Source organism: Leisingera sp. SS27 (genome assembly GCF_028368855.1).
Lineage (GTDB): Bacteria > Pseudomonadota > Alphaproteobacteria > Rhodobacterales > Rhodobacteraceae > Leisingera.
In genome coordinates, this window is record NZ_JAQNCY010000001.1 from 227,321 (window position 1) to 240,484 (window position 13,164).

The 13,164-nt window shown below is 58.9% G+C and carries 11 protein-coding genes and 1 tRNA gene; 7 read left to right on the forward strand and 5 right to left on the reverse strand.

The window, feature by feature from the left end; genetic code table 11:
- Positions 1–51: 51 nt before the first annotated feature.
- The 3 genes from N6L27_RS01080 to fabI all read right to left on the reverse strand — a co-directional run bounded on the left by N6L27_RS01080 (position 52) and on the right by fabI (position 2,771).
- A complete protein-coding gene (locus tag N6L27_RS01080) occupies positions 52–1,227 on the reverse strand; it encodes an aminotransferase (RefSeq protein ID WP_271905221.1) in 1,176 nt (391 codons plus the stop codon).
- A gap of 164 nt (positions 1,228–1,391) precedes the next feature.
- Positions 1,392–1,895 (reverse strand): xanthine phosphoribosyltransferase, encoded by a 504-nt coding sequence (gene gpt / locus N6L27_RS01085; protein ID WP_260018375.1) that lies wholly within the window; start codon positions 1,893–1,895, stop codon positions 1,392–1,394.
- Between the two features lie 72 nt (positions 1,896–1,967).
- Positions 1,968–2,771 carry an enoyl-ACP reductase FabI gene (gene fabI, locus N6L27_RS01090; protein ID WP_222475817.1) on the reverse strand — a complete coding sequence of 268 codons (804 nt, stop codon included), beginning with the start codon at positions 2,769–2,771 and terminating at the stop codon, positions 1,968–1,970.
- A gap of 132 nt (positions 2,772–2,903) precedes the next feature.
- Here fabI and pdxH point away from each other — a divergent pair, with 132 nt between their 5' ends.
- The 5 genes from pdxH (at position 2,904) to N6L27_RS01115 (ending at position 9,152) form a co-directional block, all read left to right on the forward strand.
- Positions 2,904–3,509, forward strand: coding sequence for a pyridoxamine 5'-phosphate oxidase (gene pdxH, locus N6L27_RS01095; protein WP_271905224.1), 606 nt, complete (start codon positions 2,904–2,906; stop codon positions 3,507–3,509).
- Between the two features lie 131 nt (positions 3,510–3,640).
- Positions 3,641–4,180, forward strand: a complete 540-nt coding sequence (locus tag N6L27_RS01100) for a cold-shock protein (protein ID WP_271905225.1) — start codon at positions 3,641–3,643, stop codon at positions 4,178–4,180.
- A 55-nt stretch (positions 4,181–4,235) separates the two neighbouring features.
- Positions 4,236–4,664: a DUF192 domain-containing protein gene (locus N6L27_RS01105; protein WP_271906229.1), complete on the forward strand. Its 429-nt coding sequence runs from the start codon at positions 4,236–4,238 to the stop codon at positions 4,662–4,664.
- Positions 4,665–4,707: 43 nt separating this feature from the next.
- Positions 4,708–4,784: transfer RNA gene (locus N6L27_RS01110), tRNA-Pro, on the forward strand.
- A gap of 723 nt (positions 4,785–5,507) precedes the next feature.
- Complete coding sequence (locus N6L27_RS01115; RefSeq protein WP_271905226.1) at positions 5,508–9,152, forward strand: vitamin B12-dependent ribonucleotide reductase; 3,645 nt, start codon at positions 5,508–5,510, stop codon at positions 9,150–9,152.
- Positions 9,153–9,467: 315 nt separating this feature from the next.
- Here the strand turns inward: N6L27_RS01115 and N6L27_RS01120 are convergent, their stop codons facing one another.
- Positions 9,468–10,331 carry an acyl-CoA thioesterase gene (locus N6L27_RS01120; protein WP_271905227.1) on the reverse strand — a complete coding sequence of 288 codons (864 nt, stop codon included), beginning with the start codon at positions 10,329–10,331 and terminating at the stop codon, positions 9,468–9,470.
- A 59-nt stretch (positions 10,332–10,390) separates the two neighbouring features.
- Entirely contained in the window at positions 10,391–11,602 is a 1,212-nt protein-coding gene (locus N6L27_RS01125) for a serine hydrolase domain-containing protein (RefSeq protein ID WP_271905228.1), read from the reverse strand.
- Positions 11,603–11,868: 266 nt separating this feature from the next.
- Between N6L27_RS01125 and aroQ the strand changes: the two genes are divergently transcribed.
- Positions 11,869–12,318: a type II 3-dehydroquinate dehydratase gene (aroQ, locus tag N6L27_RS01130; RefSeq protein ID WP_271905229.1), complete on the forward strand. Its 450-nt coding sequence runs from the start codon at positions 11,869–11,871 to the stop codon at positions 12,316–12,318.
- The gene (locus N6L27_RS01135) at positions 12,315–13,070 is read left to right on the forward strand and encodes a LuxR family transcriptional regulator (protein ID WP_271905230.1); all 756 of its coding nucleotides are present in this window, start codon (positions 12,315–12,317) and stop codon (positions 13,068–13,070) included. The genes aroQ and N6L27_RS01135 overlap by 4 nt, the downstream gene beginning before the upstream one ends.
- Positions 13,071–13,164 lie beyond the last annotated feature (94 nt).

The window sequence follows — 13,164 nt, forward strand, 5'->3', positions numbered from 1 at the left end:
CGCGGCTGCCCGCAGAGGGGCAAGATGAATGCAGCGCAAACTGCTGGATGATCAGGGATTAAAGGCCGCCAGGCGTTCAAACAGCGTGTGAATGCCCGCGCGGTCCACATTGGCGAAAGCTATACGGAACTGCCGGGCGCCGTCCGGGTCGCCCGCGGGCATGAACATGGAGCCCGGCAGCATCAGGATTGAAGCGTCCTTTACCAGCTGGCGCGCGATCTGCTCCGACGGCTGTTCAAACGGGTGCTCGACATAGGCGAAATAAGCGCCGCAGCCGAGCAGTTTCCAGCCTTTTGCAGCCAGCACCGGGAAGCCTTCCTCAATCGCCAGGCGGCGGTCGAGGATTTCCTGGCGTTCGCCTGCCAGCCAATGATGCAGGTTTTCAATGCCCCACAGCGCGCCGGCCTGCCCCAGCTGGGAGGGGCAGATGGTGACCGTGTCGAGGAATTTCTCCATCTCAAACAGGCGGTCCGTCGAGGCGGCAATTGCACCGACCCTATGGCCTGTCAGACGGTAGGCCTTAGAGAAGGAATAGAGATGGATCAGGGTGGTATCCCAGTCCGGCATCTGAAACAGCCCGTGAGGTGCGCCGCCGCGGCTGTCAGAGTCTCGGTAGGTCTCGTCAACGATCAGCGCCAGCCCGCGGCTGCGGGCGAGGCTGAAGAAAGCCTGAACCAGGCCGCTGGGGTACTCCACACCGCAGGGATTGTTGGGCGTGACCAGCACGATGGCGCGGGTGCGGTCCGAAATCAGCGCTTCTGCTGCGGCCAGATCCGGCAGCATACCTTCGCCCGTTCGAAGCGGCACGGCGGTTACCCCTGCCATGTCCAGCCACATTTTGTGATTGAAGTACCAAGGGACCGGGATGATTACTTCATCGCCTTCACCGCAAAGCGCTGCTATCGCGGCGGCAAAGGCCTGATTGCAGCCCGAGGTGATCCCAACCTGTTCCGGCAAGACCTCTGCCTGATAGTGACGGCACATCTGCTGTGCCAGCGCGCGGCGAAGCGGGTCGTTGCCGAGCACGGGGCCATAGAGATGCGCAGAGACGTCATTGAGCGCAGCATCCGCCAGCGCCTGGCGCAACCCTTCCGGCGGAGCTTCTGCCGGGGCGGCCTGGCTCACATTCAACAGCGGACGGTCCGGAGGGAACTCCGCCCCGGCCAGCCAGCGGCGCGATTCGACGATGGGCGACACAAAGGTGGCTTGGGTGCGGGGCTGGGGCATGGGCGGCTCCGGGCTGCGTCAGAAACTTCCGGCGCGCCGGTTTGCGCGCCTGCGTATGTCTGGCACGGCGGCCCGGACGGCTCAAGCGGGAACGGCGGTGCTGGAACGGCCAAAGAAAAAGGCGCGCAGTGATGCGCGCCTTTGAAATTCAATCACGGTGCGGATCAATCCTTGCCGCGGTAGGGCTCCACATACTGGAGCGCCATATCCCAAGGGAAGAAGATCCAGGTGTCCTGGCTGACCTCTGTGATGAAAGTGTCCACCATCGGGCGGCCCTTGGGCTTGGCATAGACGGTGGCGAAATGCGCCTTGGGGTACATCTGGCGCACCAGCTCCAGGGTTTTGCCGCTGTCGACCAGATCGTCAATGATCAGCACGCCCTCACCGTCGCCCATCAGGCCCGCATCCGGCGCTTTCAGAACCTCGGCCTCGCCCTGGGCCTGGTGGTGGTAGGAACGCACGGAAATGGTGTCCACGGTACGGATGTCCAGCTCGCGGCTGACGATCATGGCTGGCGCCATGCCGCCGCGGGTGATCGCCACAACGGCGCGCCAGGCGCCATCGTCGGGGCCTTGCCCGTCCAGCCGCCAGGCCAGCGCGCGGCTGTCGCGGTGGATCTGGTCCCAGCTGATGTGAAAGCCTTTTTCGTGCGGCAGACGATCTGTCATGTTATGTGCTCCCCGCGGTGTCGCGTCAGCTTGCAGGCGTCCGGACCGCTGCCCGGCCGCCCTTGTTTTCAATTACTTGGAGATATCCGGCGCATCCACGGCCTTCATGCCCACAACGTGATAACCCGCATCCACATGCAGGTTCTCGCCGGTGACACCGGAGCTGAGGTCGGACAGCAGGTACAGAGCGGAGTTGCCGACATCGTCGATGGTCACGTTGCGGCGCAGCGGCGAGTTGTACTCGTTCCACTTCATGATGTAGCGGAAATCGCCGATGCCCGACGCGGCCAGCGTCTTGATCGGGCCGGCAGAGATCGCGTTGACGCGGATGCCGTCCTTGCCCAGGTCCTCAGCCAGGTATTTGACCGACGCCTCCAGCGCGGCCTTGGCAACACCCATCACATTATAATGCGGCATCACCTGTTCGGCACCGTAATAGGTGAGGGTCAGCAGCGAACCGCCGTCCTTCATCATCTTCTCGGCACGGTTGGCAACGGCGGTGAACGAGAACACCGAGATGTCCATGGTCATCTGGAAATTGCTGCGGCTGGTGTCGACGTAACGGCCGCGAAGCTCATTCTTGTCGGAGAAGCCGATGGCGTGGACTACGAAATCCAGCTTACCCCATTTTGCTTCCAGTTCGGCGAACAGTGCATCGATGGATGCTTCGTCCGACACATCGCAAGGCAGGACGATATTGCTGCCCAGTTGTTCGGCCAGCGGGTCGACCCGCTTCTTCAGCGCATCGCCTTGATAGGAAAAGGCAAGCTCGGCGCCGGCGTCGGCGCAGGCCTTGGCAATGCCCCACGCAATGGATTTGTCGTTGGCCAGGCCCATGATGAGGCCGCGCTTACCGGCCATCAGTTGACTAGACATGCAGGTTCTCCGCCTGTGATCTGATAATTTAGCGGTGTTTATAATGCCGCGCGGGGCGCTTCAAGGGTTCACGCCCTTGTAGGCCGAAAGGAAGCTCCTTAGGTTGCAATCAAATTCCCGTTTGAGGTGCCCATGTCCGACCGTACAGGTATTTTTGAAGGCGACGATCCCTTTGCCATCGCCAGGTCCTGGCTCGCAGAAGCAGAGCAGAGCGAACCCAATGATGCAAACGCCATTGCGCTGGCCACGGTGGACGAGACCGGGCTGCCCAACAGCCGCATGGTTCTGCTCAAGGAAATCGAGGACAGCGCCTTTGTCTTTTATACCAACTACGGCAGTGCAAAGGCGCAGGAATTGGATCATGCGGGCAAGGCCGCCTTTGTGATGCACTGGAAATCGCTGCGCCGCCAGATCCGCGTGCGCGGCACGATCACCCGTGAGGAGGGGCCGCAGGCGGATGAATATTATAAGTCCCGCTCGCTCAAAAGCCGCCTGGGCGCCTGGGCGTCCAAGCAATCGCAGCCGCTGGACAGCCGCGGCACGCTGATGGCCGAGGTCGCGAAAGTGACCGCGACGAAAGGCCCGAACCCGGAGCGACCGCCGTTCTGGGGCGGTTACCGGCTGGTCCCGGTCGAGATCGAGTTTTGGGCCGATGGCGCCTTCCGGTTGCACGACCGGTACCGCTGGCGCCGCGATGACGCATCTGTAGCGTGGACGATCCACCGCCTCAATCCCTGACAAGAATCGTCAGTTTACCTTGGGTCAAGAAGTCTTTCCTGACATTTTCAAGACTTTTTAGCTTGAATTCCAAGGTCAGTTTGGCGCATCAGAACACCATCAAAAAAAAGAAACGCGGTAGGGAATATCCAGTGGCAGAAGATCTCAGCAGCTTGCAGCAAGTTCAGGGGCTGGTGAAGTGGTTCGACCCGGCGAAAGGTTATGGCTTTGTCGTTTCCGACACCGGCGGACCGGACATTCTGCTGCATGTGAATGTGCTGCGAAATTTCGGTCAAAGCTCGGTTGCAGATGGCGCCCGTATTGAGATCGTGACGCATCAGACCGGCCGCGGTGTTCAGGCCGTAGAAGTGATCTCGATCCAGCCGCCTGAGCGCGAAGACACACCGGTGCTGAGCGATTTTGCCGAGCTGGACATGGGGAGCCTTCAGAACGAGCCGCTTGAGCCTGCGCGCGTCAAATGGTTCGACAAAGGCAAGGGCTTCGGCTTTGCCAATGTGTTCGGCCGCGGTGAAGATGTGTTCCTGCATGTCGAAGTGCTGCGTCAATCCGGCCTTGCGGATCTGCAGCCCGGCGAAGCGCTGGCGATGCGGGTGATCGATGGCAAGCGCGGCCGCATGGCGGTCGAAGTCCTGGCCTGGGAAGCCGCTCTGGCGGCAGGGTTCCAGGAGTAAGCTGATGCAGCGGCGTCTTCGCAACTGGAGTATCGCCGCCGCCGCTTTTTCTCTGATGGCAGCCCAGGGATTTGCCGGAGAATGCCAATCCGGGCGGGTCGATCTGCGCGGCAGTTGGGGCCAGACCGGGTTTTCCGTTGAAATTGCTGACGACGAGCAGGAGCGCGCCCAAGGGCTGATGTTCCGTGAGTCAATGCCGCGTGGGGCAGGGATGCTGTTCGTCTATGACCGGCCCCAGCCTGCGGCGTTCTGGATGAAAAACACCCTAATCCCGCTGGACATCATTTTCCTGGATAAAACCGGGCTCGTGACCACTGTGCATGAGAACGCCAAACCTGGCGATCTGACACCGATCCCAGGCGGTGATGAAGTGTTTGCTGTGCTCGAAATTAACGGTGGGCTGGCCCGCCGGTACGGCATCGCGCCGGGCACTCAGTTGCGGCACGAAATTTTTTCCGCCAGAGGCGCAGTTTGGCCCTGTTAGGGGTTTTCAAATCACTTCTCTGAAGATAGGAAGGCGCACGGTCCGGGGCGTGGCGCAGTCTGGTAGCGCACCTGTTTTGGGTACAGGGGGTCGTGAGTTCGAATCTCGCCGCCCCGACCACTTCTCTTCATAAAATGAGCAGCGAATCTTTGTCGGCAATAGCCGTATAGGGATTCGTTTCGCGGCTTTGGAGATCTTGAACGCCTGCTAACAACCATGGGTGTTAATACTTCCTTAACGCCTTGTTAACACTCCCTTAACCAACTGCCGCTGTCTCGCATCAGATGGTTAACGAAACGACAGGCGCCGGTCCGGAAGTTCCATGATACCACCGCGAGGCCACCATAAAGCTGGTTGAACCTTCCGGCATACACCGGCCGGCCGACAGCTGTGAATCATTAAGGAGAGGCACTGCGGTCCCGGCACCTCTTAGAAGCGGCAAGTCACTTGCTCGGCGTAAGAATTCCGGGTTCCGCGCGGACCTCAAAGAAGCCCTGCCTGTTGTGGCCGCCTGTGGATGAATCAACGGCCCCGGCCATACCCTTGAAACCGCGAATACCGTCAACAGCAAAGATCGTTGCCAAGGGGTAAATTTTACGTTGACCCTTTGTGTATGAATACGCCAAATTGTGGACACCGGTTGCGACGGCACTAAATCTGGTGGGTTAAGGGGCCGCAGCAACAACGCTGAAAAACAGCAGACAGTCCTGTGAAGAAAGGCCGGCGAGGGCCGCAAGTACGCCGTATCCGGCGTGCGCTGGGTATCTGCGTGTTGCGCGGCCGGGCTGGCTGGTGCGGGGGCACCGTGACACTGACCGATGTGTGCTTGAGAAGGGGCAGAGCATGAAGATCGAACGGAAATTTACCAAACCCGGGCAGGATGCTTACGCCGATCTGGCCTTTGTCTCTGCCACCTCGGAAATCCGCAACCCGGACGGAACCATTGTTTTCCGGCTCGACAAAATCGAAGTTCCCGCGTCCTGGAGCCAAGTGGCCAGCGATGTCATCGCGCAGAAGTATTTCCGCAAGGCTGGCGTGCCGAGCCGCCTGAAGAAGGTCCGCGAGAAGGATGTGCCGGAGTTCCTGTGGCGCTCCGTCCCCGACAAGGGCGCTGAATTCGGCGGTGAAACCTCCTCCAAGCAGGTATTCGACCGTTTGGCGGGCGCTTGGGCCTATTGGGGCTGGAAGGGCGGCTATTTCTCCTCTGAGGCAGATGCACGCGCATACTACGACGAGATGCGCTATATGCTGGCGACCCAGCGCTCGGCCCCGAACTCGCCCCAGTGGTTCAACACCGGCCTGCACTGGGCCTATGGCATCGACGGCCCGGCGCAGGGCCATCACTATGTCGACTACAAGACCGGCAAGCTGACCAAATCGGACAGCGCCTATGAGCATCCCCAGCCGCACGCCTGTTTCATCCAGTCGGTCTCTGACGACCTGGTCAAGGATGGCGGCATCATGGACCTTTGGGTGCGTGAGGCGCGGCTGTTCAAATACGGCTCCGGCACCGGCACCAACTTCTCCCATCTGCGCGCCGAGGGCGAGCCACTGTCGGGCGGCGGCAAATCCTCCGGCCTGATGGGTTTCCTCAAAATCGGCGACCGCGCGGCGGGCGCCATCAAATCAGGCGGCACAACCCGCCGGGCAGCAAAGATGGTGATCGTCGACGCCGATCACCCGGATATCGAGCAGTTCATCGAATGGAAGGTGCTTGAGGAACAGAAGGTCGCGTCGATCGTCGCAGGCTCCAAGATGCACGAGAAGATGCTGAATGGAATCTTTGAGGCAATTCGCAGCTGGGACGGCGCAGAGGCCGATGCCTATGACCCGGCGGTCAACGACGGGCTGAAAAAGGCGGTCCGCGAAGCCAAGAAGGTCGCGATCCCGGAAACCTACATCAAGCGGGTTCTGGATTACGCCAAACAGGGGCACACCTCAATCGAGTTCCCGACCTATGACACCGATTGGGACTCCGAGGCCTACAGCTCAGTCTCCGGTCAAAACTCCAACAACTCGATCCGGGTCACAAACGCCTTCCTGCACGCGGTCGATAAAAATGCCGACTGGGAACTGTTCAACCGCACTGACGGAAAGGTCGCCAAGGTGATCAAGGCCCGCGATCTGTGGGAAAAGGTCGGCCACGCGGCCTGGGCCTGCGCCGATCCGGGCATCCAGTTCCACGACACCGTGAACGAGTGGCACACCTGCCCGGAAGACGGTGAGATTCGCGGTTCAAACCCTTGTTCGGAATACATGTTCCTGGACGACACCGCCTGCAATCTCGCATCGCTGAACCTGCTGAGTTTCTTGAAAGACGGCCAGTTCCAGGCAGATGACTACATGCATTGCTGCCGCCTGTGGACGCTGACGCTGGAAATCTCGGTGATGATGGCGCAGTTCCCCTCCAAGGAAATCGCGCAGCGCTCCTATGACTTCCGCACCCTGGGCCTGGGCTATGCCAATATCGGCGGCCTCCTTATGAACATGGGCTACAGCTATGACTCGGATGAGGGCAGGGCGCTTTGCGGTGCGCTGACCGCACTGATGACCGGTGTTGCCTATGCGACCTCCGCCGAGATCGCATCTGAACTGGGCGCCTTCCCGGGCTATGCGAAAAACGCCGATCAAATGCTGCGGGTGATCCGCAACCACCGCAACGCTGCAAGGGGCAACGCTGAAGGCTATGAGGCGCTGTCGGTCAAGCCGGTGCCGCTGGACATCGCCAATTGCCCCGACGCATTGCTGACCGATTTGGCCGCCAGCGCCTGGGACGAAGCGCTGGAGCTGGGCGAAAAGCACGGCTACCGCAACGCCCAGACCACGGTAATTGCGCCAACCGGCACCATTGGCCTGGTGATGGACTGCGACACCACCGGCATCGAGCCTGACTTTGCCCTGGTGAAGTTCAAGAAGCTGGCGGGCGGCGGCTACTTCAAGATCATCAACCGCTCCGTGCCATCGGCGCTGGAAGGGCTGGGCTACAGCTCCTCCCAGATCGAAGAAATCGTGTCCTACGCGGTGGGCCATGGCTCTATCGGCAACGCGCCCGGCATCAACCACACCTCGCTGGCAGGCCACGGCTTTGGCCCCAATGAGCTGGCCAAAGTGGATGCGGCACTTGAATCTGCCTTTGATATCCGTTTCGTGTTCAACCAGTGGACCCTGGGTGAGGATTTCTGCACTGGCGTTCTGGGCATCCCGGCGACCAAGCTGAACGATCCAACCTTTGACCTGCTGCGCCACCTGGGCTTTACCAAGGCGGACATCGAGGCGGCCAATGACCACGTCTGCGGCACCATGACCCTGGAAGGCGCGCCGCATCTGCAGGAAGAGCATTACGCGATCTTTGACTGCGCCAACCCGTGCGGCAAAAAAGGCAAGCGTTTCCTGAGCGTTGACAGCCATATCTATATGATGGCCGCAGCCCAAAGCTTCATCTCCGGCGCGATCTCCAAGACCATCAACATGCCGAATTCGGCCACCATCGAGGATTGCCAGAAGGCCTATGAGCTGAGCTGGAGCCTGGGCATCAAGGCGAACGCGCTCTACCGCGACGGCTCCAAGCTGAGCCAGCCGCTGGCGGCAGCGCTGGTTGAAGATGATGACGATGCGGCGGAAGTTCTGGAAAGCGGCTCGACCCAGGAAAAAGCCGCGGTTCTGGCCGAAAAAATCGTCGAGAAAGTGGTCATCAAGGAGGTGCTGAAGTCGCACCGCACCAAAATGCCGCAGCGGCGCAAGGGCTATACCCAGAAGGCGGTTGTCGGCGGCCACAAGGTGTATCTGCGCACGGGCGAGTATGAGGACGGAAACCTCGGCGAGATCTTCATCGACATGCACAAGGAAGGCGCAGGCTTCCGGGCAATGATGAACAACTTCGCCATCGCGGTGTCGGTTGGCCTGCAGTACGGCGTGCCGCTGGAGGAGTTCGTAGACGCCTTCACCTTCACCAAATTTGAACCCGCGGGCATGGTTCAGGGCAACGACTCGATCAAGAACGCGACATCGATCCTCGACTATGTGTTCCGTGAGCTAGCGGTGTCCTATCTCGACCGTACCGATCTGGCACATGTGAAGCCGGAAGGCGCGACCTTCGACGACCTTGGCCGCGGTGAGGAAGAAGGTGTTTCGAACCTGACAGAGCTTAGCGAAAGCGCTGCAACGCGGTCTCTGGAAGTGCTGAAGCAGATTTCCTCGACCGGCTATCTGCGCAAGCGTTTGCCGCAAGAACTGGTGGTACTGCAAGGCGGCCAGCCGGAGGCAGGTGTGCTTGGCACCGGAACTGATCCGGTTGCCGCGCTGCAATCGCTGGTGCCGGAGACCACTGAAGCACCGGTGCAAACCACCGGCGGCATGGACGCGCGCACCAAGGCAAAAATGCAAGGTTATGAGGGCGAAGCCTGTGGCGAATGCGGCAACTACACGCTGGTGCGCAACGGCACCTGCATGAAATGCAACACCTGCGGGGGAACCTCCGGCTGCAGCTGAGGACCTTCGCTTGCGGCGCCGGTCTTACCCCCGACGGCGCCGCATCTAAGAACCGCAGGCAGGCTGAGGGCTGCTTGTGACGACATCAGGAACGGGTGCGCCCGTTCTGAACACCGGGATGGCCCAGGTAAGAAAAAACTTTCGGGCAGTCAATGAAGGAGCCTGACCGGTGACAACTGGCTTCCTCTGGATCAGAGGGAGCCATTTTCTTTATGCAGTATGTCTGTGCAAAGGCCTCAATCAATTTCCTATAATCAGAATTATGGTAAATAAACACCCAGTCAAAGTGCCCATACCAAGAAATTTCTCACAAAATCAGCGTCTTAATGGCCTTAACAAGCCTTCCTGGGCTACGCTGGCGACCAATTCGCCGCTTTCTGTGTAGATCGATCCGCGATTGAAGCCGCGGGCGTTACCGGTGAATGGCGCATCCATCGAATACAGGTGCCAGTTCTGTAACTCGACCGGCGCGTGGAACCACATCGCATGGTCCAGACTGGCCGTCATTGCTTCGGGATTATGAAACGTCAGGCCATGCGGACGCATTGAGGATCCGAGCAACCCGAAATCGGACACATATGCCAGCAGTATGTGTTGCAGTTCCGGACCTGCATCACGGGCGGCTTCCATTCTGACCCACATCTGATTGGAATCACTGGCCTTTTCCGGCGCCATCGGGTCGCGCGGCTCCACCTCGCGAATTTCAAATGGCCGTGGCCGCAGCAACTCAGCCTGTTTTCCGGGCGCAAAGCGGCTGGCATTCCGCTTTAGAATTTCGTGGCGCGGCTCCAGACTGCCCGGCTCAGGAACCGCCGGCATTTTGTGCTGGTGATCCCATCCTTCCTCTTGGGCGTGGAAGGATGCTGCCAGGTTAAGGATTTGCTTGCCGTTCTGCATCGCGACAACCCGCCGCGTGGTGAAACTACGGCCGTCACGGGCTGGATCCACCTCGTAGATCACAGGCCGGGACGGATCGCCCGGCCGGATGAAATAGGCATGAAGAGAATGGCATAACCTGTTTGAAACACTAGCATAAGCCGCAGCAAGAGCCTGCGCGATGACTTGTCCTCCGTAAATCCGCGTTGGGGTTTCACCGCCAGAGCCGGACCCGCGAAAGAGATTGCTATCAAGTGTTTCAAGATCCAGGAGATCAAGCAGAGCTTTGGCGGTATCAGTCATTGGGATGTCTTTCGTTCACCATCCGCCCGCAAGTTTTTCAGGGGCGAAAGAGATGGAGGTTAATCTGAGATGGCACCATGCACCAGAGCTTTAAGTTCTGGTCGCGAAGGGTAAGAACTGGACGGCGCGAGCTGGGTCAGGAACACCACCGACAGATCCAATTTCCTGTCTACCCAGAAAAAGGTCGAGGCAATGCCGCCCCAGCTGAAATCACCGACGGAACCTGGACAGCGCGCGCGAGCGGGATTCAGCACCACAGCGCCGCCAAGCCCAAAGCCTATGCCCTCCATCGGCTGCTCTGCAAAACTGCTGGGGCCCATCGATGCGATGTCGCCTGCGAGGTGATTTTCCATCATGAAATCAACAATATGCGGACTGATGATGAAGCCGTCGGAGCAACGCCCTCGTTGCCGCAGCATCTCAGCGAATGCCATATAGTCGTCAATGGGGCCAACCAGCCCGCCACCGCCGGACTGCAAGCTGGCCCGCTCAAACGGTGAGGTTCCGTAACAATCGGTCAGGCGCAGGCTGTCACTGCCTGCTTCTGCTGAATTGAGCTCCATCGCATCACCGGCCAGCGGTGTGTAGAGTGACGCAAAGCGGTTCCCTGCCCCGTCCGGGACTTGAAACCCGGTTTCCGCCATACCCAGGGGCTCAAAGATTTCTGTTCTCAGAAAGTCGCCCAGAGTTTTCCCGGACACAACCTCCACAACCCGGCCCAGTACATCTGTTGCCACTGAATACTCCCAACGGCTTCCCGGCTTGAACGCAAGCGGCAGCTCTGCCAATCGCGCCACCATGGCGGCCAGCGGTCCGTGATCCGGTTTGAACAGGATATCTTCTCTCGCCATCGCTTCGGGTAAAACCCCGGGATTGAACGGATAACTCAGCCCGCTCGTATGGGTCAGCAGCTGATGCAGTGTCGGTACCGGACAGGGCTCCGACTGATCGATTGCAGACGCAGCCGGTACCAATGCACGCATCTTGCTGAATTCAGGGAGGAAATCACTGACAGGCGCATCCAGATGAAATTCACCGCGTTCCAGCAGCAGCATGACAGCCACGGACGTCACCGGTTTGGTCATTGAGTAGAGCCGCACCAGAGTATCGCGGGTGTACGGCAGGTTTTCTTCAATGTTCCTCAAACCAGCGGCATGGAAGTATTTTTCCTCGCCTCCGCGGCGTATCAGCAGGGAGCTCCCGGGGTATTTCCTTTGATCGGCATAGCGTTGCTGCCAGGATCTAATCCTCCCCAACCGCCCTGAGTTCATTGGTTCCTCCCCTGGATGCCCGGTCATTTACCACCGGCTGTTTGCGGATAATGCGTTGCACGGCCAGGCAGGTCGAGCGGATTTCGCGCTGTTTGGCTGAGCAGAAGAATATTGCCCCGGATCACGGGCAACCGCTTCGCTGCCTTCCAGCCGTCTCAACCCCAGCACGTTGCGCTAATTTTTTTTCACCTGAATATGTTTGTATGTTCGCATTCGAAATAAATTTGTCTTAGAAGTTCAAAGGGAAAGACGGCAAGGACATGCAAATGGCGAGTATTCTGGTATTAAACGGACCCAACCTGAACCTGCTTGGCACCCGCCAACCGGAGGTCTACGGTTTTGTTACTCTGGAAATGGTCGAGGATGCCTGTGCGAACCATGCTGCAAAGCTGGGGTTGAAAGTTGAGTGCCTGCAATCGAACCACGAAGGCGCGCTTATTGATACGATCCATGATGCCAAGGGCCGCCATCAGGGGATCATCCTGAATGCCGGTGCCTATACACATACTTCGATTGCTTTAATGGATGCGCTGATTTCCGTTGAAATTCCGGCGGTTGAAGTGCATCTTTCGAACATCTATGCACGCGAGGCATTCCGTCACTCCTCCTACATTTCCAAGGCCGCCCTGGGTCAAATCTGCGGATTTGGAGCACAAGGCTATTTGCTGGCTTTGGATGCCCTGGCGGCGCATTTGAAGGATGCCGGTGCCGCATGAGGGTCCGCAAATATTTGAATTTTGTCTGCGCCGCGCAGAGCCTTGAGGAGTTGTGGCATGGCCACGTCCAGCAGATGTCGGAATATGGTTTCGACAGGCTGATCTACGGGCACACGCGCTACAAGACAGAGACATCACTGGGGGATCCGGATGACTTTGTCATTCTTTCCAACCACAATAATGAATATTTGGACGGGTTTCTGCGTAAGGGGCTCTACTTTCACGCGCCTATGCTTCGCTGGGCACTGGAGAATGAAGGTCCCGGAAGCTGGAGGATCGTGCAGGAGATGGCCGAAGAAGGCACTCTGGGACCCGAAGCCCTGAAAGTTCATGAGTTCAACCAAGCTCTGGATATGAAAGCGGGCTATACAATCAGCTTTTGCTCCTCATCTCCGCGCTACAAGGGTGCGATCTCCCTCGCCGCCCGGTCTGGCCTTTCACAGGATCAAGTTGATGCCCTATGGCAGGATGAAGGCGGAGACATCGCCTTGATGAACAACGTCGCGCATTTGAAGATCCTCACCCTCCCCTACGAGGCCCCGCACCGGAGCTTGACCAAGCGGCAGCGGGAAGTTCTGCAATGGGTTGGAGACGGCAAAACAACCCAGGATATCGCACTTCTGATGGGGCTGACACCGGCAACAATTGAAAAGCACCTTCGCCTGGCACGGGAATCTTTGTCGGTTGAAACGACTGCACAGGCGGTCCTGAAAGCTGCTTTATACAACCAGATGTATGTACTGGACGCCTGAACTCCGCATCTGAAGGACGCCTGGCCCAACTGCGCCGCGTGAACTATCCCATTGATATAGTTTATATTTTGACGCCATCCGGCATTAAAAGATG